Raw genomic sequence first — 23,099 nt, forward strand, 5'->3', positions numbered from 1 at the left:
ACAGGCATTTTAGCCTGATCTGGTATTTTTTTGCCTGCAAACTATTCAACCCGCCCTACAGCTATTTTTTGATATACTCTGTCAATCGTCCACCAATAAGAAGATACAGATTATGTCTACTCATAAAAAAATCCGCTGGGGAATACTAGGTGCTGCGCGCATCAATCAACAACTTATGCCCGCCATTGTCGCGGCAGAAAACAGCAAATTAATTGCTATTGCCAGCCGTAGGCCTGGAGCTGCAGAAGCAACACTACAGCAATACGCTCCGGATTGTGAAAATGTACGTCTCTATAATGATCAGAATGAACTGCTAAAAAACCCTGATATCCAGGCAGTTTATATACCGCTTGCCACCGAAGATCATGCACTTTGGACTTTACGTGCTATAGAACATGGCAAGCATGTGCTCTGTGAAAAGCCCATCGCACTTAATGTTAGCGATATAGATGCCATTGAAACTGCAGCCAAAGAACAACAACTTAAAGTTATGGAAGGCTTTATGTATCGCTTTCACCCTCAACATCAGCGTATCCAGGAAATTATTAATTCAGGTGTTATAGGTGAGGTTCGTTCGGTACGCACATGCTTTGCCTACCCTATGCAACCTGCCCGACTTTACCGTGTAGATAGATCTATCAGTCAGGGCGGTGGGGCCATGTGGGATATTGGCTGCTATGCGATTCATGCAGCCAGGCTTCATTTCGGTGATGCTAGAGCCCAGGCGGTCACTGCATTAGCGAAACATAATCAGCATGGCGCAGACATCAGTAGTAGCGGCATCATAGACTTTGGCGATGGCCGCTATGCACAATTTAGTTTCAGTTTTGAGCATGCACGTCGTGCTGAATACGAAATTATTGGCACTAAGGGCGGCTTAAAATGTCACAACGTCTGGGCAAAGGCGACTGAGCAGCCAATTATTTCCTGGCAAACAGATGCAGGTGAAGAACATATTGAGAACCTAGACCTAGCCAATCATTTTCAACTCGAAGTCGAACATTTCTGTCACTGTATTCTTGAAAATCAGCCCCCTAAACTTTCACTACAAGATGCGCAAGCCAACTGTAAAATTATCCTTGCCGCCCTGGAATCAGCCGAGCAAGGCAAAACAGTTCAAATAAAATAAGCATTAAAACAGCGATCGTTATTACCCGGATATTAGTGAGTTATACAGCGCAACGCTACTTGTCCCTGCTCTTCTTATGTAAAACACCTGGAAATAAATAATCATCCAGCTATGCGCCTACTGCTACAGCACTAATGACAAACAAAAACCCTGCCCAAATATTGGACGCTTATTTGTTTCCAGGTGCATAAAAATCAATGTAACTTCTCATTATTCACGGGCAAAAACAGATAAAAATATCGTCATTCCCGAAGTGTTTTATCGGGAATCTACGTTGAGCACAGATTCCTGCTAACAACATGCAGGAATGACGAACTGAAAAAACTACCTGTACCCATTAATAATGAGAAGTTACGAATCAACACACTAAGCTGTTAACCAAGATGAGGTATTCACTAACGAAAATTTATAGCCCTTCCAGGGCCTCATTTTCAACCTAGGAAAATCTGTTGAGCGCGAATTTATGTTTTGTGAGCAACATCAAAGTTTAGAGCTTTATTTATTGATATCCTACAATTACAGTTTAAGTAATAAGGGAATTTATCATGAAAAAAGCTCTGACTATATTGTTTACCCTTTGGTGTGTTTTTTCAGCTACAACTATTCAGGCTCAAAACCCGACTAATAACACCCAGACAATACAATTTATTGACAACGAAAATTTTTCTGTCACCCAAAAGTTCACAGCAACTCAGGATACCAATTCCGACAGTCCCATAGGCAAATCAGGCTTACTAATTCTTGCTATAATTTGCTTTTTCTTAGCAAAAAAACACCAGCAACTTGCTAAAAAACATCAAAACCTAACAAAAAAACACAGAAATATGATCAACTCTGATTCTATTTTTCATCATTAAAACTATACTTTTGCGCGGTCACGGCTGCAGATTTCTAGGGCTGAGTTTTGCCCATAGCTACGTTGCTTAAACCATTACGTAGCTAGCTATGCGCCTGTTTCAGCGTCCCCGCATCAAGTACGGGGCAGGCTTTGCTGTCGACAAAAACCAGCTCACTATATTTTTTCCGCATCTGTAACCGCGCGAAGTATAAATCTGTTTTAGCAGCCCCAAAAGCTAAAACAATGCCTCAGCCCTCCTAAATACCATATGAAAAACATAGTCAATATCACTAATGGCGATAGCGCTGTAAACATTATGCAACAAGCGGGAATACCTGGTGCATTCCTCCCTTGGCAAGATGTTTTACACAACGGCCCGGTACCCGATAATTTAACAATAGGAGCTTTGTCCAGAATCCGCGCGCAGTTTATTGCCGATTGTGGCTGGGGTAACTTTACAACGATACACGAGGATTTTATCCGCAGAGATAAACAACTAGAAGCCTTTGAACAATACGATAAAGTCATCTTGTGGTTTGAACATGACCTGTATGATCAATTACAACTCTTGCAAATACTTGACTACCTACAACAAAATCCGATTTATAACGCAACACTTGCAATCATCTGTACCGACCAATATTTGGGCATGCAATCACCTGCAGAACTCGCAGCTTTACAACACTACGAAAAGCCGATTACTGCAGCTCAATTACAACTAGCAAGCCTGGCTTGGGCAGCCTTTCGTGCAGGCACACCCGAGAAATGGGCCGATCTTTTAAACACGGATACGTCAATATTGCCTTTTTTACAGGGAACCGTCATCAGGCTTTTGCAAGAATACCCAAACACATTGAATGGTTTATCCCGCACCGCACATCAAGCACTCAAGTTAATTTCCGTGACCAGAAAACGCCCCGAAGAAATATTCAAGCTTTATCAGCAAACTGAAGAACGCAGATTTCTTGGCGATTCAAGTTTCTGGCTGATTCTTAATGAATTTCTGCATTCTGAGCCGCCTTTAATAGCAATGTCAGAAGGAAACGAAATCAACATCCCCTCTGGCCCTGAACAAAGCATCAGTATTACAGCAACAGGTAAAGCAGTATTAACTGGAAAGAAAAACTGGCTAGAAATATCAGCGCCAGATCACTGGCTTGGGGGTGTACACTTAACAGCCAATAATATCTGGCAATGGGACTCTGATAGCGGCACCTTAATCAAGTAAGAACCAGTTAAAAACTAGAGCCTGGCTGACTCAAAAATTCTAATTCTTGCTCAGTTGATTCCCTACCAAGCACCGTATTTCGGTGCGGATACCGAGCAAATTTTTCAATTATCTGTTTATGCTTAATCTCAAAGTCAAGGTTGCTTTGCAGACCATTAGCCTGATATAACGGCAGCGCAAGTTCATGTATTTTTAAAGACTCACTATGCATATAAGGTAAATACAAAACACTACGCTGGATAGGAGTTAATTCCACATCCGCACCGATCAAAACCGCCTCTTGAGCCAGCGCTAAAGCCAAAGCATCATACGCGAAACAGAGTGGCGAATTTCGATACATATTTCTGGAAAACTGATCCAGCACAATCACCTCTGCCAACCTGCCCTTAGCGGTAGCTCGCCATGAATATAATTCACAACAACAAGCTTGCTGATAAGTCTCAGCAAATCTCGTGCTGATTTGCTCATCTAATTGCTCATCTTTTTTCCACCATTGAGAGGGTTCCAGCTCCTCAAACCAAAAATTTAAAATTGTTTGATACATTTGCTCAATTGTAATAAAGATTAATAACTAAATGTATTTAACCTTGAAAAATCAGTTACTCACGTTTTCCAAGTTTAAGCATTCTCCCTGCTTAGGTGCAAAATTAGCTGCATGACTGATTAGCTACCTAAAAGCATTAGTTGACCACAAAGATAAACCAGCATCATAATAAAGCACTAGCGCGTAGAGTTCACTCCATTTAATTCAGGGACCTGTTCATGAACGATGAAAACGATAAAAAACTCACTTCACGTCGCCAGTTTATGCGCAATGCTGGAGCGCTTGCACTGGCCTCTACTTCGCTAAACAGTCTAGCATCAACTGATACTAGCGAAGGTATGACCTTTGCCGATGGACCACGTCCCTTAGTGCGCTACCCAGGCAAACGCGAACTGATTCTGGTGCATACGCGCCCGCCACACCTGGAAACACCCGCAGAGGTATTTAACGAAAGCATCATCACACCTAATAATGCATTTTTTGTACGCTATCACCTGGCAAATTTTCCCACTTCTTTTGACCCTCAAACTTATAAGCTAACCGTCAAAGGAGCGGTCAAAACACCCCTTAGCCTGACACTCGCCGAACTTAAATCTAGCTTTCAACAAGCAGAAGTCGTCGCGGTAAATCAATGCGCGGGTAATAGCCGAGGCTATTCATCTCCACGCGTATTTGGTGCACAGCTCGGGAATGGCGCTATGGGTAATGCTCGCTGGCTTGGTGTTTCGCTGAAAGCAGTGTTAGAAAAAGCAGGCATCCAATCAAATGCTCAACAGGTTATTTTTAATGGCATGGATAAACCGGTTTTACCTAGCACACCAGACTTTCGCAAAGCCCTCGATATTGAACACGCATTAAGCCCAGAACCCATGCTCGCATGGAGTATGAACGGGCAAGACTTACCGTTCTTAAATGGCTACCCTCTCAAACTGATCGTACCCGGCTATTTTGGTACTTACTGGGTTAAACACCTGACAGAAATCGAGATTATAGACCATCCCTACACAGGTCACAATTCTTACTTTATGAACAAGGGCTATCGTTTACCCGATAATGATTGCATGTGCGTCACTCCAGGAACCAAAGCCGACAAAACTCGCCCGATCTCCACATTGCCGGTACGCAGTTTCATTACTAGTGCAAAAGCAAATGAAGTGTTCACAGTAAACAGCACAGTCAGATTAAAAGGTATCGCCTTTGACGATGGCTCTGGTATTAAGGCGGTAGATGTTTCTATCGATGGCGGTCAAACCTGGCGTTGCGCAACACTAGACGAGAGCTTAGGCCGTTTTTCTTTTCGCGGGTGGCAACTTGACGTCAAGTTTACGCATAAAGGCCCAGCCATACTTATGGTGCGCGCCAGCAATAAGCAGGGAGAGATACAACCCCTCCAGGCTACCTGGAACCCAGGAGGGTATCGACGTAATGTTATCGAATCCACACCGATCACCATAGTCTGAGGAACTATCCATGCGACTTATTAATAAAACCATCCAGGCCCTGACTTTTGCAACAATAACTGCACTATTTATGCAACTTACACACGCTGCACCGAAGCAAATCAAACTTCCTCCAGAGACAGCAAAACTACGCAAATCCAAGCTTCCTGGATACACACTGGCGACACAGCAATGCTTAATCTGCCACTCAGCAGACTACATTAACTTCCAGGCCCCCAATATGAATCAGCAACAGTGGACTGACGAAGTGTTTAAAATGCAGCATTCTTATGGCGCACAGTTGAGTAAAGCTGACGCGAAGAGTATTGGTGCTTACCTGGCGGTGGCGTACGGCTCTGCTAAGGCGACCGATCCCAGTATAATAGCCGCTTCTAAATCTGCAACCGTTGTTAAGAATCCTGCAGCAGATACCACGACCGCCGTACAGGCTTTACTCAGTAACAACGCCTGTCTTTCCTGCCACGCCATAGATAAGCAATTAGTCGGGCCTGCTTTTCAAAAAATAGCACTAAAATACAAAAACGATGCACAGGCGCAATCTAAACTCGCCACTGCTATTCAAAAAGGGAGTGTAGGAAAATGGGGTGAAATGCCCATGCCAGCAATGAGCAATTTGAGTAATACTCAGTCTAAGGCCTTATCAGCTTTTGTATTAAAGCAGTAAAGAGAAAGGATCTAATTGTCTAAAACTCTACTTCTGATTACATAGCTCTACCTGATTAAGTACAACTCTCAGCCATAAGAGAATAAAACATTAAAAACAATCTATTAAAAAACTCGTCATTTCCGAAGTCTACCCAGTCAAGCGTGGGCACAAGCTTTATCGGGAATCTATGCTTAGGGAGATGGAAAGAAATAATCATCCAGAACAACCAGGAGAAATGGTCAAAAACCATTTCTCCAACGATGGCATTCGGTCAACAAACTGATAATACGTCTTCATTGTTTTTTTACCTACCTTTACTCCTGTTTCATATATTTTTTCTGTTAATTTAACAATAGGTGCTTTGCCATTGTAGGTCATACTTTTGGCAAATTTTAAAGTTGTTTCAACTGTATCCATTATGTGTAAGCGCTCAACGAAGCACGTACTTGCCCTATTCAGGCGTATCTGATTTTTTAATATTCCAGGGCAACAAAGCCTCCACTTTATCAACCGTATCAGCATAAGGTAAAGCAGTGAGAACCTGCTTAAGATATGCATAAGGCTCCAGCCCATTTGCTTTAGCTGTTTCTATCAGGCTGTAATGTATTGCACTGGCACGAGCACCCGCAGGGGTATCAGAAAATAACCAGGCTTTGCGCCCTATCACAAACGGGCGAATCGCATTTTCTGCCAGGATGTTGCTAATATTGAGTTCACCATGGGTGCAATACACATTGAGTTTTTCCCACTGGTTACTCAGGTAAGTCATTGCCTTTCCTGTCAGGCTATCTTTAGCCCATCTTCGTCACTTTTATCTTTCCAAGTTATTGATTTATCGTTCGCATAAAATTTTCATCAAAAAAGCTCCTTTAAAATCAAAGGTGTTTTTTTTGAGGCTCCTGTAGTGCCATTTTAGTTTGCTCTGCCTATTGATTTTTCCTGGTTTTTCCTTGATGCTAGTGGCATGTATATTCGAAGAACCAAAACAAAGAGTCTGGAAGACGGCTCCGCTTATTTCACTTACCGCATTGTTGAGTCTTTTCGTATAGGGAAACAAGTCAAGCAACGCACATTGCTCAATATAGGTGCGGACTTTACTATCGAGAAAAAGTATTGGCCCCTGCTAACGGCCAGAATTGAACAATTACAACAAGGTTCGGAACCCCATCAGGAAGAGCTATTCCATTTAGCTGATGATTTAAATCAACTGCTGGAAGCAACGGCTCAACGCTATAGCGCACTGATGACTGCAAAACTGTCACAACCACTAGACTCACAAAGCTCAGAACGGGATTATCATTCTGTTGATATTAACCATGTCGAAGCCATTAATGCCCGCAGTATAGGCGTGGAAACCTTGGCACTGCATGCTGCACAGCAATTGCAGCTAGATGAGAAACTCACAGCACTGGGCTTTAATAAAATCGATACGGTGACAGCACTGGGCAGTATCATCGGACGTATAGTTTCACCCGGCAGTGAATTGAAAACACATGATTGGTTGCAAAATCGAACGGGGCTGGGTGAGCTGCTGGATCATGACTACGGCAATACAAGCCTGACACGATTATATACGGTCAGTGACAAGTTACTCAAACACCAGGCAACTCTTGAATCATTTCTGGCTAACCGCGAGCAGACTTTATTCAATTTAAACCGCAAGATTGTATTGTACGATCTGACCAATACTTATTTTGAAGGCCAATGTACCCAAAACCCGAAAGCGCAATTCGGTCGCTCCAAAGAGAAACGCACAGACTGTCCACTAGTGACCCTGGGGCTGATTTTGGATGGTGACGGTTTCCCATTGAGTAGTCAGGTTTTTCCCGGCAATGCCAGTGAGCCCGCGACTCTGAAGCTCATGCTTGAGGGACTGCGAGACAAGGATCCCTTTCATCAAATAAAGCCGGTGGTTATCATGGATGCCGGCATTGCCAGTGCCGACAATGTTGCCTGGTTAATCGAACAAGATTATCATTATCTCGTCGTCAGTCGAGAACAGCACGTAAAAAACCCAAGAGACCAGGAAAGCCCGGTAACAGTCAGGGATACCCCGGACAGTAATGTCGTTGTGTATCGTGAAGTTGATCCAGAAACCAGGGAAACCCGACTCTATTGTCACTCAGAACAAAAGGCAAAAAAAGAACAAGGTATCCGTAACCGCTTTCATGTTCGTCTGGAAGAAGCCCTGGAAAAACTGCACACGGGCCTGAGCAAAAAAGGCACCCTTAAAAAATACGACAAAATACTGGAACGTATCGGCCGGCTACGTGAAAAACATAGCCGCGTTGCTGCTGACTACACCATCAACGTCATGGCGGATGACAAAAAAAACAAAGCCACCAGTATCGAATGGAAACGTAAACCTGAAAGTGACCAGAAAGATCAACACTGTGGTGTGTACTGCCTAAGAACAAATATCCCTGACTGGTCGGAAGAACAGTTATGGACGACCTATACCATGCTCACAGAGATTGAAGCGACCTTTAGAAGCCTGAAAACCGAACTGGGTTTGCGCCCTGTCTACCACCAAAAAGAAGACCGGGTTACCGGACAGCTATTCATTACATTATTAGCTTACCACTTGGTACATACACTGCGTTATCAGCTTAAACTGCAGGGCATTCATCTAAGCTGGGAAAGCATTCGCAACATTATGTCGACCCAGCAACGTTTGACCATTACCTTACCCACTGATAACGATACAATCATTCACTTGCGAACCACAAGCAAAGCAGAAACCAGACAAAAACAAATCTATACTGCTTTGAATATTAACCCCGACCCGATAGGAAAAATTAAAACGACCGTTGATATGAAATCTGTAGTGCCAACTGAGACCGATTGAAAAATTTAACTCATTGAAATAATGGGGAATTGACTGTATAAGTCACGAAGATGGGTTAGGTACTTTATGCTGGTTTTCTTCCAGATAGGCTTTGAGCTGGCTCAATACAGGAATGCTCTTCTCCTGGCGCTGCTGATATTTTTCATCCACTGACAGGTCTTTAATTTCTCGCTCAATGACATACAGTTTATTGATCAGGCTCAGCGCTTTACCTGCTTTTGAGGGTTTGTTATTTTGTCCCTTTTTGCGTTTAGGCTGTGCATTCTGGGCATCTTTAAAATAACGACGCGCATGATCCCAGCACCCCAGCTGGGTGATGCTGTTTTTTTGGCACACGGCATTGTACCCCGCATAGCCATCGGTTTGCAGATAGCCACTAAAGCCGTCAAGCAGGCGCATGGGGACGTCTCCACTACGAGAGGGATCGTATTCAAACAGGATGCTTTTTTCACCCGGTGGCCCGCCAAGCGTCACCCACATATATTTATCTGAGGTCGCTGGCCGCCCCGGTTCTTTTAATACCTGAACCCGCGTTTCATCAGCGAGTATGACTGCCCCTGTGTGTTGATGCTCTCGCATCAGATTAATCAGGGGCTGAAGTTGTTTAGCCAGTGCGATCATCCAGTTTGCTAATGTCGCTCTGGAGATGTCACCCCCATAACGAGACAAGATGCCTTCTTGCCGATATAAAGGTAAGCCGTCAGCATACTTGGCGATAATAACAAAGCACATTAAACTGATGCTTCCCATTGCTCTGGCAATAGGGTGTCTGGGCATTTGTGCGGCTTTAACCTGGCGTTGCTTTTCGCCTTCAATCTGTTCGACAAAGACCGCTTTTTCCTGCATGTATTCAAGAACACGTACTTTAGCAGGAATAATATCCAGCTCTTCTTTCACTTTCGTGAAGAAAGTATCAATAGCGCCTTCTTTTTCTTCATCCGTTAAATGAATAAAAATTTGCTCGCGGGGTAACTTATCCGAAAAGGGTTTGCGTCCCGGCTTTTTCTTCGTGCCAGTAGAACTTGTCTGCTTATCGCCCTCAGGTGCTTCATCAGCTTCCTGGTCTAATTCCTCGCTGCTATCTGCTTCATTCTCTGCTTCATCAAACAAAGAGGATTGATGAGATTGTTCACTCGATGACCCAAAGCGTTTTATTTTAGATAAGCGTAGTACCTCTTCCAGAATAAGGATGCGTTTTTTCTGTTCGGAAATCACCCCAGACTTAACTTCAATCACACGCGTCAGTTCATCAATAGCCTCTTCTTTTTCAAGCAACAAAGCAACACTCTCCGACAGCAAAGAACCGGCTTTATCTTGTTGTTTTATATTTGAAATATCGGCTAAAATCATGGCTTTATTATAGCCTTTATAGTGGCAATAATGAACACAAAAACAGCTAAAAAACAGACTCATATTGAAGTTTTTTATGACCTTTCATCGCGCTAATATCAAAGCCATCCAGCAGCCAGTTTAACGGCTGGCCTGTTAAGGTTAATGTCTCTTCATCACCTTTAGGCCACTTAAATTTGTCTTCTACCAATGACTTGTAATAAAGGACAAAACCATTATCTTCCCAGAACAGACATTTAATCTTATTCCGCTGTTTATTCGTAAAGGCATAGAGAGCCCCCTCAAAAGGATTATGCCCTAACTCACATTCAACAATCGCCGATAAGCCCCGATGTGACTTACGAAAATCAATGGGCTGCCGATACAGATACACTTCTGTCAAAGACAGAGAGGGACGCATAACAACCGTCATCGCAACAGCTCAAGCAGTGGTTGAATACACGGCATAGTATCCTGCGTAATACCTTCCAGACGTGTGCCATCATTAAATCGTAAGGATAATCCAATAGCTAGATCCGGTGAGATACCCTCGTCAACCCGAATGCGCGTAAATCCTGTAGGGGAAGTAGTAGGCTTTACAGTCGATTTACGTTTCCAGTAGCCGAACTTTTGCGGGCATAAATCATGTTGCCGACAATAAGCTGCCTGTGATTGGCCTGATGCCTGCCAGTGCTCTATGTGAATAGGCCAGAAAGTCTTTTCCTGTATTTTTTCTAACGCTGCCATTTAAAATTCCCCGTGGTATTTAACAATGGGGATAGTTTGGCATTAATCTGAGTTGCCGTGAAGTACGCTGACTATTGAGCGCTTACATGTAATGAGCCAAAAAAAGTAGAAAACTGCAACGCACTATTTTGCAATACATCTAGCCGGCCATTAAAATCAACCGTCACATCTTGATAATTTTGACCCGAATATTCAGCATAAAAGGCAATATCAGACTTAACATTCAAAGCTAGTTGGTGCCTATTCCAATCAGACGCTATATTAAACCCTGGAGATAGGTGAGTAATAAAATCATCCAATACCAATACCTCAGACTTGACAATATTATCATTAAACTCTTCGCCCACACCAAAGAAAGGAAAAAAATCAAAACCACTAAAAGGAATACCTAATGGCGCAATCGCATCCGCACGTTTTTGTTCAGCTCCATAATTTAAAGTACGCCTCGCTCGCTCGTAAGCAAACACAGATTGAGAAACAAAAAAACAAACACAAAACACGCATAGCACGCATAGTTAACAGAATCAAAACATTTAAGTTAGTGCCGTGTATAGTTCACGGGCATGACAATAATGCCAAAACTATACTGAATTTTAAAACTTGCACTTTTTCGGAAGCGGGGCCTTTAGCCCCGCACAGAGCAAGGTGGGGCTAAAGACCCCGCTTCCAATTTAGTGCGAGCAAAAGCATATACAACTTTTGGAAAATTCTCTCAGCAAGGAATAGATGTTAATGATATCGGATGGCGTAAAATTATTGGTATTAGAAATGCCTTACTCCATGATTACAGAAATCATTCGAGCAGTCATTAAAGATAGTAATTACAATGCCTTGCTTGTTTTTACCGACAATGAATTAACTCCTTCTCCAGAGGGAGAAGATTGGGATGAGGGGATTATAAATACATGATTTCATCCTCCTCACCCAACCCTCTCCTGCAAGAGAGGGCTTAAGTCAACAGCATTGCCCCCTATCCTAGGCTGTTGAAAAAGCGAATTATCAAGAGCGTTATGGTTCTGTTTATTGGTTACGCACTTAAGACGAGACATTCGAAGGGGAGTAGGCTTTAGCCTACATGAACCACCATCTGCTACACGTGTAGGCTAAAGCCTACTCCCCGGCACGTTTGCTTTCTTACACTAGTCAGTAAAATACTCTAAATGTCCCGTGTTAAGTTCGTAGCCATGATTTTCTCCAAAGTATCGATAGATAAAATATCTGAAAAAGGTAGGTGAGAGAATTGAAAAATGGAGTTTTTGAATTTTCGAACTTGATACAATACAATTTTTTTCGTAACATTAGGCATGGTTAAGCTCTTTATCAGATTAATTTTACTTGGTAATTCAATTATATCTGATTATAAAGGAGAGCTTAACCTTCATAAGTTGGCTTATCTATTTGAAATATATGAATAATGACCTGCTAAGTAAGCAGTATTAAAGTCTGATCCGATTGTTTTTAGAAGGAAGCCTAAATTATGGCACTTGCCCAAGAAGATATAGAACAAATACAAGCATTAATTATAAAATCAATTCAAGCAACGCCTGAAGTGGGTAATGCAAATGTTCGCTATGAATTAGAGCTGCGCGAAAGAACGACACGAGTAGAAGAAGAATTAAAGCATCAGCGTGAATTAATGTTAGCAGGGGTTGCTCAAATGGATAGACGCTTTTGGATAGACGCTTTAAGCAAGCACGCAATGAGTCTGACAAGCGATTTGAGCAAGTTGACAAGCAATTAGAGCAAATGCGTAATGAATCTAACAGGCGCTTTGAGCAAGTAGCTAAACAATTTGAATTGCAAAGTAAAGCCATTATGGATATACATCAAGAAATAAAATCACAAATGCGCTGGAGCTTCGGTGTACTGGTTGCTATAGGTGGACTTGTGGTTGGTGTATTAAGAATGGGCAGCTAAAATAATGATTTCAATCGAGTCGGCCCCCTTTGGTTATTTAATCATGAATTAAATGCGTAACATATTGTTTTTTTAGGACTTAAAATGACTGGTAGCGGTATTACTGGCTGCCCCCTTAATTACCAATAAAAAATGAGATTACAACAAAACGAAATAGACAGCATCACCTCTACTGCAAACATAGTGTTTGGCAAAGGGACAACAGTGATCTTATTTGGCAGTAGGGTGAAAGATGAGCTAAAAGGGGGAGATATAGATTTATATATTCAGCCCATAAATAAAGACGCTTTATTAAAGAAAAAAATAAATTTTTTAGTCGCTTTAAAAAACAAAATAGGTGATCAAAAAATTGATGTTATCCTGGCGAAAGACGAATCAAGGTTGATAGAGAAGGAAGCCTTAACAAAAGGATTGGTGCTAACCTCGTGACTCAATATACAGAGCAATCTTTTAAAGAGACTCTATATGAATGTCATAAACATATAGAGAAAATAACTGTAGCCAAACTGCATTTATCAAAACACATGCCATTGACTGTTGAGAAATATACCCGTTTAAATGACATAGACTTGAGCTTTGTGGATCAATTGATATTTAGATTTTCAAAACTTCAAGATACATTGGGAGAAAAATTATTTCCTTCCGTTCTGACGCTATCAGAAGAAGATGTTAAAAGAAAAACATTTTTAGATATATTAAACAGACTTGAAGAGCTAGACATAATTGAAAAAAATGAATGGCTAAAATTAAGAGAAATAAGAAATGAAATAGCCCATGAATATTCGTTCAATACAGAAGGGCTAGTTGAAAGTATTACAAACATTTACAATACCAGTGATAATTTAATAAAGTTTTTTCATGATGTCCACGAGTTTTATAAAGAAAACTTTACATTTCTAAGTTCAACTAAAGAATGTACTTGAAAATCAACCGAGCCAGACCTTTTTGGTTATTAGAGTGATTAAGACCATCCATGTTACTTTTATGCTGAAATGACATAAAGAATGAAATGCGTGGATTTGAATTCAGACAGCACCTAATAAGATAAGATGATGAATTATAAAGATTATATTACGATAGAGGCGGGAAAGCGGGGTGGCAAGCCTTGTATAAGAGGAATGCGTATTAGTGTGTACGATGTTTTATCTTGGTTGGCGGATGGCATGACAGAAGCTGATATTATTGAAGACTATCCCGAATTAACCCATGATGACATTAGCGCCTGTTTAAGTTTTGCGGCCAATCGAGAGCATAATATCGGTGCCTTAATGTAATGAAATTATTACTGGATGAAAACTTGTCGCGTCGTGTGGTTCCGTTTATTCAGCAAGACTATCTAGATAGCACCCAGATTTCATTACTCAACATGGAACACAGTACCGATAAGGAAATTTGGGATTACGCCAAAACACAAGGCTATGTCATTGTAACTAAAGATGCCGATTTTTTTGATATGTCGTTACTTTACGGACAGCCTCCTAAAATTATCTGGTTAAAAATAGGTAATCAAACAAAAGTGGGCATGATTAAAGCGTTACTGGACAATAAAACAGAGATTGAACAGGTACTAATTTCTACAGATAAAGCGTGTGTAGAAATTTATTAATGAAAGGGAATGAAAATGCATAAATTTAGTTTAACCTAAATCCTGCAAGCCCTAAAAAACAGGCATCAATATTTGTTATTTTAGGCTCAATTTTTATTGTTTAAATCCGCCTACGCAGTTCTGCCTATGTATTTATGGCATTTGACCCTCTACACACACCAAAAGGGGCAGTAATAATGATTCCACAAGAAGATTATGAAGCGATGCAAGAAACATTGAAGTTACTATCGGATAAGCAATCATTTAAAGCATTATTAGACTCGCATGAAACACGAAAAAAAGGGGAAATACCCCAATCTCACTCAATAAAGGATATATTTTGTGACCTACAAAATTAATATCCTAAATAATGCTAATAAAGATTTAAATTAGTTTAGAAAAAATGACATAGACTTGAACTTTGTGGATCAATTGATATTTAGATTTTCAGTCTTTATTTTGGAATCGCGGTCTTTAGCCGCGTAGATAACGGTAACAATAGTAGGCTACAGCCTTCAGTTCCAAGGACATCACCAACCTAAATCAATACTGCATTGAGCAGTAAGTAAACAAAGAAAGATAAATAAATTCAGGTTTATTCGAATAAAAAGGATCCGACTATCTTTTTTAGATAGGAAAATTAAAGTGCAAGATCAACATATTCAATCGAGGCTGCCCCTAATACTGCTTACTTAAAAAATAATGCCTTAGTAAACAAAACTTATGATTGTAGGCTGGGTTAGCTTATTAAGCGAAGCGCAGATGACGTAACCCAGCATTTTCATGTAAATCAATGTGTTGTTGGGTTACGTTTTTTTCTTCGTAAAAAAATCTAACCCAACGTCTCAACTCATTGATATTAAATTAATAAATGCTTAAGTAAGCAGCATTAGAGGCTGATCCCTTTGATTTAATAGAAACGGCTAAAGCAAATGGGCTGGAACCTTATGAATATCTTAAGCAGGTTTTCACTGCTTTACCTTATGCTGATACGGTTGATAAAGTCGAAGCTCTGCTGCCCTGGAATATTAAAAAATCTGATATTTCTAAATAGGGGTAGTACGTGCTTCATTGAGCGCTTACCTTAAAAAAGAAGACATAAATAAATGATAAATTCAAAAACAATGCTTAATTATACCTTTCAAACCAGCTAAAAATACAATCTAAACCTTAGCAGAGCCAATAAAATCCAAAATGAAAGCAATGGCTTACATTAAAGAAAATAATGACTGACATGAAAATAATATAGTTTTTATGTATAGTAGTTAACTAATTTCCGGTAACCGTTCAGTCCCCTCTTTGGAAAAGAGGGCTTCTGGGAGATTTTATTACACAATCCAATATTGTACATGGATGTACTAGTGTCGCATTAGGCAGGAGTTGATTGAGACCTTTTTCAAAGGAGGAACTGAACAGTTACCAGTATGTTTATTTATGAATCAATCGACCCTAACTCTTTAACTGTTTTGGTTTTTATGTAATACCTAAATCCTGCAAGCCCATATTTTGACTCTCATTAACCTGTCTAGCTAAGTGGTTATTAGGTTTTTACTGCCGCTTTGCCAGCCCTCTTTGTCCAACCGATCAAAATATCCAGATTTAAATCATAAATAGAGGAAATTTTTTGTATCGTATGGATATCCCCCGAGCCCAAGGCAATAAACACCCTGCCAACGTGCCATGACCTTTTAATCAAAGTGACTTAACTTCGGTTAAGGGAGATGGAAAGAAATAATCATCCAGAACAACCAGGAGAAATGGTCAAAAACCATTTCTCCAACGATGGCATTCGGTCAACAAACTGATAATACGTCTTCATTGCTTTTTTACCTACCTTTACTCCTGTTTCATATATTTTTTCTGTTAATTTAACAATAGGTGCTTTGCCATTGTAGGTCATACTTTTGGCAAATTTTAAAGTTGTTTCAACTGTATCCATTATGTCGCCACTAATATGATTTTCATAGGCTCCCCATACTCGTTCAATTGGGTTATATTTACTATGATAAGGAGGGTAGTAGGCCAGTTTTATCTTTATGTTGCTTTTTTCAGCAAACTCCACAAGCCTTTTTATAAACTGAGTTCTGGAGCTACTGTTCTCCATACCATTGTCAGCGTTAATTGTCAGAATATCTACTCCATATTTTTCTTGAATTTCTGGCCAAATTTCTTCCAATCGGTCAACGATGAAATCACTGCTGGCATAGCCTGCTGTAAAGAAAAGGAAAAAATCATCATGTTCAGGCAGATAAAAACCAAAAGGAGTTAACTTTTCCTTAACATCTAAATCATGATCCTCTGCTTTTGTTAAAACCCGATTTCGTCCTCCCCGTGAAAAATTTCCTATATTCATTCTTGCTTTGGCATCAATTGATATACGAATCTCTTTTGGGTTGATATCTGCCATTCCATTGACTGAATGAACTTGTTCAAAAATTGCATCCGTTTCCTTGATTTTCTTATGAGGCTTTGTTTTTTGTACCTTTTTTGGATGGTAACTCAGGTCATTTAATTTTGTATTGATAGTTTTTGAGCAAGGTAATGTTTTTTCATCGTAATAATCAATCTCCAGTAAGGGAGATGGAAAGAAATAATCATCCAAACGAAGTAAGCTTGTGTCTCAATAATTTATAATAATGAATTCTGAATTTATTCTCACACTAGGCAGATAAGCTTGTTGATATTAACAGATAGCATTATAGGTTGGATTATAAATACAGCCCATCGTTTAAAAGGCTCGGTACGTCGTATATTCATGGCTGAAACGGTGGAGCTACTAGGCTCAGGTGGTGCAAGTATTGCTGAAGAAAAACTAGGATGGAATAGAGGCACTATCCGAAAAGGACAATATGAACTTGAAACTCAGCCCATAGAAGATAATTTTTCAGCGAGAGGGCGTAATAAAAGTGAAGAGCATTTTCCTCATCTACTTGATGACATAAAAAAAATTGCTGAACCGGAGTGTCAAACGGATCCCTCTTTTAATTCCTGTCGATTATATACCCGGCTAACGGCTAAAGAAGTTAGAAAACGTTTACTGGAGATTGATTATTACGATGAAAAAACATTACCTTGCTCAAAAACTATCAATACAAAATTAAATGACCTGAGTTACCATCCAAAAAAGGTACAAAAAACAAAGCCTCATAAGAAAATCAAGGAAACGGATGCAATTTTTGAACAAGTTCATTCAGTCAATGGAATGGCAGATATCAACCCAAAAGAGATTCGTATATCAATTGATGCCAAAGCAAGAATGAATATAGGAAATTTTTCACGGGGAGGACGAAATCGGGTTTTAACAAAAGCAGAGGATCATGATTTAGATGTTAAGGAAAAGTTAACTCCTTTTGGTTTTTATCTGCCTGAACATGATGATTTTTTCCTTTTCTTTACAGCAGGCTATGCCAGCAGTGATTTCATCGTTGACCGATTGGAAGAAATTTGGCCAGAAATTCAAGAAAAATATGGAGTAGATATTCTGACAATTAACGCTGACAATGGTATGGAGAACAGTAGCTCCAGAACTCAGTTTATAAAAAGGCTTGTGGAGTTTGCTGAAAAAAGCAACATAAAGATAAAACTGGCCTACTACCCTCCTTATCATAGTAAATATAACCCAATTGAACGAGTATGGGGAGCCTATGAAAATCATATTAGTGGCGACATAATGGATACAGTTGAAACAACTTTAAAATTTGCCAAAAGTATGACCTACAATGGCAAAGCACCTATTGTTAAATTAACAGAAAAAATATATGAAACAGGAGTAAAGGTAGGTAAAAAAGCAATGAAGACGTATTATCAGTTTGTTGACCGAATGCCATCGTTGGAGAAATGGTTTTTGACCATTTCTCCTGGTTGTTCTGGATGATTATTTCTTTCCATCTCCCTAAACGTTTTCTAACTTCTTTAGCCGTTAGCCGGGTATATAATCGACAGGAATTAAAAGAGGGATCCGTTTGACACTCCGGTTCAGCAATTTTTTTTATGTCATCAAGTAGATGAGGAAAATGCTCTTCACTTTTATTACGCCCTCTCGCTGAAAAATTATCTTCTATGGGCTGAGTTTCAAGTTCATATTGTCCTTTTCGGATAGTGCCTCTATTCCATCCTAGTTTTTCTTCAGCAATACTTGCACCACCTGAGCCTAGTAGCTCCACCGTTTCAGCCATGAATATACGACGTACCGAGCCTTTTAAACGATGGGCTGTATTTATAATCCAACCTATAATGCTATCTGTTAATATCAACAAGCTTATCTGCCTAGTGTGAGAATAAATTCAGAATTCATTATTATAAATTATTGAGACACAAGCTTACTTCGTTTGGATGATTATTTCTTTCCATCTCCCTAATGTTAAGCGAGTAACCCCACCTTAACCCAATCATCCCATTCCTGTGGATAGAGCGGATCTGCAGGTGTTCTGACTCTCAGCTGATTATTGCCTGTGAGTAATTTTCCAGCCACCCGAATCAGATAAGTACGAAGTGTATCCGGCTCCCATTGGCACAACGTTTTGTTGCCACTCAATTGAGCCATCCAGCGCACGGTATTGTAGGCAAGAACGGCGCAATGAAATAATGCGGCATTAGCCAGAAATTGATTCGTTCTGATTTTACCTAAACCCATTTGTGATTTTGCTTCTTCAATCCATGTTTCGCACGTCGCTCGTTCACCATACTTCTTATGTGTTTGCCAAGGCGATAGAGGTTCAGTTGTTACATAACAAAAATAGTCATATTCTGCCGTATCCCAAAGCTCGGACTGAGGTCCTGTCACTTGTTTAGGTTGCTTTATCCTGACCGCGACAAACTGACGAGAGCGAGACCAGCCACCACAACGATATTGAAACTCGCTCTGCTCCCAACCGGGTCGGCCTTGTATGGCTGTCCAGGCCTGTTTGGCCAGCAATGCGTTCAAATTCTTAAGTTTAACCTTTATTAGATACCCATGCCCTCTGGTATCGAGAAATTCAAGCAAATCACCGACAAAATAACCACTGTCACCGCGAAAAATAATGCGCATCCGATTGGGCAAGTGTGCAAGTAACTGTTTGGTAAATTCTACAACACCATTGCTTGTAAAGGCATTGCCTGTCCGGAACCAGGCTTGTAAAATTTCTTTTGTTTCCGCTAGAAAAGCGAGTTGTGGATGGTATGAACGGGCACCTTTCTTTTTGGGGTTGAAGCCTTTGGCACTTCCTTCTTGTCGACCACAAACGGTGTCCACAGTTGAATCGACATCGACCCACTGGACGGATTGTATGCCAGTTTTCGATTTTCCGGAACGAAGCAATCGCCGCCAGTGTTGACCACGCAAAGTATGCGTGAGCGTTTCAAACTGGCTTATCTGCCTATCACTTACTTCTTTAAAGATCCGTAAAATTGTGGTTTCAACAGGAATCTTTATCCAGCCAGCTACTTTGCGCAGTACGCTATCTGCCCATACGGTCGTCACCTTTGCCATTGATGTTGCTCCCCCCATCATGCCAACCAACGTCAATAGAACCACATCAGATAAGTGATGGTCTGCATTTTCACCCCGCCGATGTGGAACGCTTTGTTTTACGGTTTTTTCAAAACCTATCCTGTCTAAATATTTCACGACGGGAATCAGTCCCGCCTGGCTTGTCAATCCATGTGCTGTAGATGTCATTTTTACCGTTCGGGTACGGTTTCTTACGTGAGATGAGGATTTTGATACTTTAGAGGGCTTCATTAAAACAATGAGATAGTGAAATCAGGAAAATGATATTATATCATTGTTTAATAAGGAGTTTTGTGGATTATTATGTATAATGCTTGCAGGATTTAGGTAATATGATAACGGAAGACCTGGCCCCATTTTTCCTTAATTTTAATCACGGTTGAAAGATAATTATGCCAACTATTTCAATGTTCTATGGTATTTTGGTTAAAATGTTTTTCTATGATAAAGAGAAGCATCATAGCCCACATATTCATGTTGAATATCAAGGTGAAACAGCTTGTTTATTCGATTAAAGATGGAGAGCTGTTAGCGGGTAGATTACCGCCTAAAAAGCATAAGTTAGTCGTGGCATGGATAGAAATTCATAATGAAGACCTTATTGCCAACTGGGAATTAGCTGTAAATGGCAAAAAACCATTTCCAATACGAGGGTTAGATCAATGATTATTGAAAGTATAGTGCCTCAAAATAATTACATACTATATATAACAGATGAAAACAATCAGTCAGGGCTTTTTGATGTAACTCCATACTTAGAGTCAGAAGTATTTGCTAAATTAAAAGAAAATGATAATTTCAATAAGATACATAACGGAAAGTATTTTATAGAGTGGGATTGTGGTGCAGATTTATCCGCTGATACCATAGAGGCTAAATGGGAAAAACTGGCGTAATTAATATTGATCTTTTTGAGAAAAATATAGAACTAAAAATAAGCCAAGTAATTAAAGTTAATATGCGTTGGTCAATAGGTATGGTTGCCATTATTTTTACCATGCTAAAATTAGCGGGCATGTTCCTTAAATAACTAAATCAGAGCTTTAACCATGTTTAGAGTAATGTCATAATGTTAGTAGATCATGATGTTGCTCATATTTACAGTATAGAAACTAAAAGAATCAATGAAGGGCGGTCGAAATTTTCGACCGCAAAATTTAACCTACGCGACTAAAGTCGCGATTCCATTTACAAACACCGAACTCACGGCTTCAGCTGTGCTTTATCCTATCCTTACGCCAATGGTTAATTTTTATTTATCATAAAGATAGGCTTATCGACACGATATACAAAAGAAAGAAAGAGTTTGATATATCTTCATAATAGAGGGAATTATGAGCAAAAAAAGTTAAGTTTTCAATCGAGGCTGACCCTAATGCTATTGTTATTTTTGCAAAAACAAAAAATCATTAAAGATCTACACGAAAGCTTTCAGCAGGCCGATAGTGCACAGGTGCTAGGTATTGATGAAACATTCGACAGTGTGTTTACATCACTGGGGATATAGAGAATGGGTGTCGTTTTTACGCCTAGAGCTCAACGATCTTTATTGGAAATAGGTTTTTACTTAAAAGAACAGAATGTTTCGGCTGATTTTATTAGACATTATTTGAAAATATACAAACAACGATAAAGTCTTTGTTAGCAATGTTTCCAGGGTCAAGGGTGATTGTCATCATTAATGGTCGCGAATGCAGAAGAATAATTGTAAAAGACTATTCCGTGGTTTATCAATATAAAAATAATCAAGTCACGGTGTTGTTACTTTATAAGGAACATAATCCTCATTTTTAGACCCCGTAGGATGTGGTTCACTTTGTTCACCACATCCTACGTAAAATTTAATTTCAATAATTAGGACTTGCGCGCCATTGATTGATTCAAATCAAGCTGGCTGCACCAATACCGCTACCTGTCATTTTAAGTTATAATAAATCAATTGGTTACGTATTTTACACATGATTTAAAATGGCCGCGACTGTAATAAACAATAGCTTACGGACTTTGTTTATTGAAAATTGAACCACAAAATTAAAATACATCTGCTCAAGTTATTGTTTTTAAATTGGCTATAATTTTAGAAAACATGACAATTATTTAGTCTTTATTGCTGTAATTCAACACTTTAATGCATTCCAGGTAGCGGCATTAGAGTCTAGCCTCTTTGATTTTCAGTCTTTATTTTGGAATCGCGGTCTTTAGCCGCGTAGATAACGGCAACAATAGTAGGCTACAGTCTTCAGTTCCAAGGACATCACCAACCTAAATCAATACTGCATTAAGCAATAAGTAAACAAAGAAAAATAAATAAATTCAGGTTTATTCGAATAAAAAGGATCCGACTATCTTTTTTAGATAGGAAAAATAAAGTGCTAGATCAATATATTTAATAGAGCCTGCCCCCCACACCACAGGTTCCACTTATGGAAAGTTAAGTTTTCAACCGAGCACTGGTCGAGTAGACGGGTTCTTCCGACAAGCTAGTCAATGAGTCGATAATACTTTTATTGTACACTTCGCTGCAAGCAGCTACTGTGTGATTTCTAACCATTGCTAATTCTCATCAGTTGTTACCACGCCCCTCACAGAACCGTGCTGGCGCTATTTACGCACACGGCTCCTCGACAACACGCTTTACCTTGAAGTAGATAATAAATTCACCGTAATTCGTGGATTCGGTAATGGGTACAGTTTGAGAAGTTTAGTGAACTTTTCCCATGTGTAGCAACCCCGTTTTCCACGACGATTTAACCATTTATACAACGTTTGAGTTACCCAATAGGCAAAGCTTTGCAGACTTTTACTATTATCGGTCACACCGTAATAGGCAAAATGTCCGCGCAATTTTGCCGCAGTCGTTTTCATAATTTGTTTGGTAGGCAGCGTTCTGTTTGCCTTTAGCCATTCTTTATACCCAACAACCTTGGCGGTAAATCGTTTACTGACCGTTTTCCTTTTCATCCGATAACGCTTGCCATCTCGACTACGTGAGTTGTAGTGCGTGAACCCTAGAAAATCAAACGTGGCGGGTCTTTCGCCACTGGCTTTTGCTTTTGATTGAGCAAATTTTCCAAATTTAAATAGTTTGGTTTTCTCGGGCGCAACTTCAAGGTTAAATTGCTTTAGCCGTGTTTCCATGGCCTCCTTAAAGTGCTTGGCTTCAGCTTCTATTTGAAAGCAGACAACATAGTCATCCGCATAGCGAATGAGCCTTGCATAGCCTTTGCATTTGCTCTTTATACACTTTTTAAACCATAGGTCTAATGTGTAGTGTGTAAGCGCTCAATAGTCAGCGTACTTCACGGCAACTCAGATTAATGCCAAACTATCCCCATTG

Annotated in this window: 29 protein-coding genes and 1 pseudogene; 20 read left to right on the forward strand and 10 right to left on the reverse strand. The window is 40.0% G+C overall.

Annotation, left to right across the window (positions count from 1 at the left end; all coding sequences use genetic code 11):
- The first annotated feature begins 112 nt into the window (after window positions 1-112).
- From ACQY3F_RS16715 to ACQY3F_RS16725, 3 genes are all read left to right on the forward strand, one after another.
- Window positions 113-1,129 (forward strand): Gfo/Idh/MocA family protein, encoded by a 1,017-nt coding sequence (locus tag ACQY3F_RS16715; protein WP_428356069.1) that lies wholly within the window; start codon window positions 113-115, stop codon window positions 1,127-1,129.
- Between the two features lie 545 nt (window positions 1,130-1,674).
- Window positions 1,675-1,986, forward strand: a complete 312-nt coding sequence (locus tag ACQY3F_RS16720; RefSeq protein ID WP_428356070.1) for a hypothetical protein — start codon at window positions 1,675-1,677, stop codon at window positions 1,984-1,986.
- Window positions 1,987-2,235: 249 nt separating this feature from the next.
- Window positions 2,236-3,195 carry a DUF1835 domain-containing protein gene (locus ACQY3F_RS16725; protein ID WP_428356071.1) on the forward strand — a complete coding sequence of 320 codons (960 nt, stop codon included), beginning with the start codon at window positions 2,236-2,238 and terminating at the stop codon, window positions 3,193-3,195.
- Window positions 3,196-3,202: 7 nt separating this feature from the next.
- On the opposite strand, the gene ACQY3F_RS16730 is transcribed toward ACQY3F_RS16725, so the two are convergent.
- Entirely contained in the window at window positions 3,203-3,739 is a 537-nt protein-coding gene (locus ACQY3F_RS16730) for a DUF924 family protein (RefSeq protein ID WP_428356072.1), read from the reverse strand.
- A 218-nt stretch (window positions 3,740-3,957) separates the two neighbouring features.
- On the opposite strand from ACQY3F_RS16730, the gene ACQY3F_RS16735 reads away from it, so the two are divergent.
- Window positions 3,958-5,199, forward strand: a complete 1,242-nt coding sequence (locus tag ACQY3F_RS16735; protein WP_428356073.1) for a molybdopterin-dependent oxidoreductase — start codon at window positions 3,958-3,960, stop codon at window positions 5,197-5,199.
- 10 nt (window positions 5,200-5,209) lie between these two features.
- On the forward strand, window positions 5,210-5,863 hold the full coding sequence (locus ACQY3F_RS16740) for a c-type cytochrome (protein WP_428356075.1): 654 nt from the start codon (window positions 5,210-5,212) through the stop codon (window positions 5,861-5,863).
- A gap of 195 nt (window positions 5,864-6,058) precedes the next feature.
- Here the strand turns inward: ACQY3F_RS16740 and ACQY3F_RS16745 are convergent, their stop codons facing one another.
- Together ACQY3F_RS16745 and ACQY3F_RS16750 are read right to left on the reverse strand one after the other, a co-directional pair.
- Entirely contained in the window at window positions 6,059-6,262 is a 204-nt protein-coding gene (locus tag ACQY3F_RS16745) for an ISAzo13-like element transposase-related protein (protein ID WP_428356077.1), read from the reverse strand.
- Between the two features lie 34 nt (window positions 6,263-6,296).
- Window positions 6,297-6,632 (reverse strand): annotated as a pseudogene (locus ACQY3F_RS16750) (transposase domain-containing protein); the annotation flags it as partial.
- 177 nt (window positions 6,633-6,809) lie between these two features.
- On the opposite strand from ACQY3F_RS16750, the gene ACQY3F_RS16755 reads away from it, so the two are divergent.
- On the forward strand, window positions 6,810-8,693 hold the full coding sequence (locus tag ACQY3F_RS16755) for an IS1634 family transposase (RefSeq protein ID WP_428353388.1): 1,884 nt from the start codon (window positions 6,810-6,812) through the stop codon (window positions 8,691-8,693).
- A gap of 42 nt (window positions 8,694-8,735) precedes the next feature.
- Here the strand turns inward: ACQY3F_RS16755 and tnpC are convergent, their stop codons facing one another.
- The 4 genes from tnpC to ACQY3F_RS16775 all read right to left on the reverse strand — a co-directional run bounded on the left by tnpC (window position 8,736) and on the right by ACQY3F_RS16775 (window position 11,269).
- Complete coding sequence (gene tnpC, locus ACQY3F_RS16760; RefSeq protein ID WP_428356079.1) at window positions 8,736-10,043, reverse strand: IS66 family transposase; 1,308 nt, start codon at window positions 10,041-10,043, stop codon at window positions 8,736-8,738.
- A gap of 46 nt (window positions 10,044-10,089) precedes the next feature.
- Window positions 10,090-10,455: an IS66 family insertion sequence element accessory protein TnpB gene (tnpB, locus tag ACQY3F_RS16765; RefSeq protein WP_428353703.1), complete on the reverse strand. Its 366-nt coding sequence runs from the start codon at window positions 10,453-10,455 to the stop codon at window positions 10,090-10,092.
- Window positions 10,452-10,769 (reverse strand): IS66 family insertion sequence element accessory protein TnpA, encoded by a 318-nt coding sequence (gene tnpA / locus ACQY3F_RS16770; protein ID WP_428353701.1) that lies wholly within the window; start codon window positions 10,767-10,769, stop codon window positions 10,452-10,454. The genes tnpB and tnpA overlap by 4 nt, the downstream gene beginning before the upstream one ends.
- Window positions 10,770-10,840: 71 nt before the next feature.
- The gene (locus ACQY3F_RS16775; protein WP_428356080.1) at window positions 10,841-11,269 is read right to left on the reverse strand and encodes an outer membrane beta-barrel protein; all 429 of its coding nucleotides are present in this window, start codon (window positions 11,267-11,269) and stop codon (window positions 10,841-10,843) included.
- Window positions 11,270-11,501: 232 nt separating this feature from the next.
- Between ACQY3F_RS16775 and ACQY3F_RS16780 the strand changes: the two genes are divergently transcribed.
- From ACQY3F_RS16780 to ACQY3F_RS16820, 9 genes are all read left to right on the forward strand, one after another.
- Complete coding sequence (locus ACQY3F_RS16780) at window positions 11,502-11,678, forward strand: hypothetical protein (RefSeq protein ID WP_428356081.1); 177 nt, start codon at window positions 11,502-11,504, stop codon at window positions 11,676-11,678.
- A 568-nt stretch (window positions 11,679-12,246) separates the two neighbouring features.
- A complete protein-coding gene (locus ACQY3F_RS16785) occupies window positions 12,247-12,510 on the forward strand; it encodes a hypothetical protein (protein WP_428356082.1) in 264 nt (87 codons plus the stop codon).
- 5 nt (window positions 12,511-12,515) lie between these two features.
- Complete coding sequence (locus ACQY3F_RS16790; protein WP_428356083.1) at window positions 12,516-12,686, forward strand: hypothetical protein; 171 nt, start codon at window positions 12,516-12,518, stop codon at window positions 12,684-12,686.
- Between the two features lie 132 nt (window positions 12,687-12,818).
- The gene (locus ACQY3F_RS16795) at window positions 12,819-13,115 is read left to right on the forward strand and encodes a nucleotidyltransferase domain-containing protein (RefSeq protein ID WP_428356085.1); all 297 of its coding nucleotides are present in this window, start codon (window positions 12,819-12,821) and stop codon (window positions 13,113-13,115) included.
- Window positions 13,112-13,609: a hypothetical protein gene (locus tag ACQY3F_RS16800; protein WP_428356087.1), complete on the forward strand. Its 498-nt coding sequence runs from the start codon at window positions 13,112-13,114 to the stop codon at window positions 13,607-13,609. Before ACQY3F_RS16795 ends, ACQY3F_RS16800 begins: the two co-directional genes overlap by 4 nt.
- Before the next feature lie 126 nt (window positions 13,610-13,735).
- The gene (locus ACQY3F_RS16805) at window positions 13,736-13,960 is read left to right on the forward strand and encodes a DUF433 domain-containing protein (RefSeq protein WP_428356088.1); all 225 of its coding nucleotides are present in this window, start codon (window positions 13,736-13,738) and stop codon (window positions 13,958-13,960) included.
- A complete protein-coding gene (locus tag ACQY3F_RS16810) occupies window positions 13,960-14,292 on the forward strand; it encodes a DUF5615 family PIN-like protein (RefSeq protein WP_428356089.1) in 333 nt (110 codons plus the stop codon). Before ACQY3F_RS16805 ends, ACQY3F_RS16810 begins: the two co-directional genes overlap by 1 nt.
- Window positions 14,293-14,426: 134 nt before the next feature.
- Window positions 14,427-14,630, forward strand: coding sequence for a hypothetical protein (locus ACQY3F_RS16815; RefSeq protein ID WP_428356090.1), 204 nt, complete (start codon window positions 14,427-14,429; stop codon window positions 14,628-14,630).
- A 554-nt stretch (window positions 14,631-15,184) separates the two neighbouring features.
- On the forward strand, window positions 15,185-15,325 hold the full coding sequence (locus tag ACQY3F_RS16820; protein WP_428357724.1) for a transposase domain-containing protein: 141 nt from the start codon (window positions 15,185-15,187) through the stop codon (window positions 15,323-15,325).
- Between the two features lie 681 nt (window positions 15,326-16,006).
- Here ACQY3F_RS16820 and ACQY3F_RS16825 read toward each other — a convergent pair.
- On the reverse strand, window positions 16,007-16,873 hold the full coding sequence (locus ACQY3F_RS16825) for an ISAzo13-like element transposase-related protein (protein WP_428356092.1): 867 nt from the start codon (window positions 16,871-16,873) through the stop codon (window positions 16,007-16,009).
- A gap of 75 nt (window positions 16,874-16,948) precedes the next feature.
- On the opposite strand from ACQY3F_RS16825, the gene ACQY3F_RS16830 reads away from it, so the two are divergent.
- A complete protein-coding gene (locus tag ACQY3F_RS16830; RefSeq protein WP_428352931.1) occupies window positions 16,949-18,145 on the forward strand; it encodes an ISAzo13 family transposase in 1,197 nt (398 codons plus the stop codon).
- A 486-nt stretch (window positions 18,146-18,631) separates the two neighbouring features.
- On the opposite strand, the gene ACQY3F_RS16835 is transcribed toward ACQY3F_RS16830, so the two are convergent.
- On the reverse strand, window positions 18,632-19,993 hold the full coding sequence (locus ACQY3F_RS16835; RefSeq protein ID WP_428352972.1) for an IS1380 family transposase: 1,362 nt from the start codon (window positions 19,991-19,993) through the stop codon (window positions 18,632-18,634).
- A gap of 243 nt (window positions 19,994-20,236) precedes the next feature.
- Here ACQY3F_RS16835 and ACQY3F_RS16840 point away from each other — a divergent pair, with 243 nt between their 5' ends.
- From ACQY3F_RS16840 to ACQY3F_RS16855, 4 genes are all read left to right on the forward strand, one after another.
- Window positions 20,237-20,428 (forward strand): DUF4160 domain-containing protein, encoded by a 192-nt coding sequence (locus ACQY3F_RS16840; RefSeq protein WP_428356093.1) that lies wholly within the window; start codon window positions 20,237-20,239, stop codon window positions 20,426-20,428.
- Window positions 20,425-20,658 carry a DUF2442 domain-containing protein gene (locus ACQY3F_RS16845; RefSeq protein ID WP_428356094.1) on the forward strand — a complete coding sequence of 78 codons (234 nt, stop codon included), beginning with the start codon at window positions 20,425-20,427 and terminating at the stop codon, window positions 20,656-20,658. The genes ACQY3F_RS16840 and ACQY3F_RS16845 overlap by 4 nt, the downstream gene beginning before the upstream one ends.
- Window positions 20,640-20,792 (forward strand): hypothetical protein, encoded by a 153-nt coding sequence (locus ACQY3F_RS16850; RefSeq protein ID WP_428356095.1) that lies wholly within the window; start codon window positions 20,640-20,642, stop codon window positions 20,790-20,792. Before ACQY3F_RS16845 ends, ACQY3F_RS16850 begins: the two co-directional genes overlap by 19 nt.
- A gap of 345 nt (window positions 20,793-21,137) precedes the next feature.
- On the forward strand, window positions 21,138-21,269 hold the full coding sequence (locus ACQY3F_RS16855) for a hypothetical protein (RefSeq protein WP_428356097.1): 132 nt from the start codon (window positions 21,138-21,140) through the stop codon (window positions 21,267-21,269).
- A 1,127-nt stretch (window positions 21,270-22,396) separates the two neighbouring features.
- Here ACQY3F_RS16855 and ACQY3F_RS16860 read toward each other — a convergent pair.
- Entirely contained in the window at window positions 22,397-23,002 is a 606-nt protein-coding gene (locus ACQY3F_RS16860; protein ID WP_428357725.1) for a reverse transcriptase domain-containing protein, read from the reverse strand.
- Between the last annotated feature and the right edge of the window lie 97 nt (window positions 23,003-23,099).

This window comes from Methyloprofundus sp., assembly GCF_965251085.1.
Taxonomy (GTDB): Bacteria; Pseudomonadota; Gammaproteobacteria; order Methylococcales; family Methylomonadaceae; genus Methyloprofundus.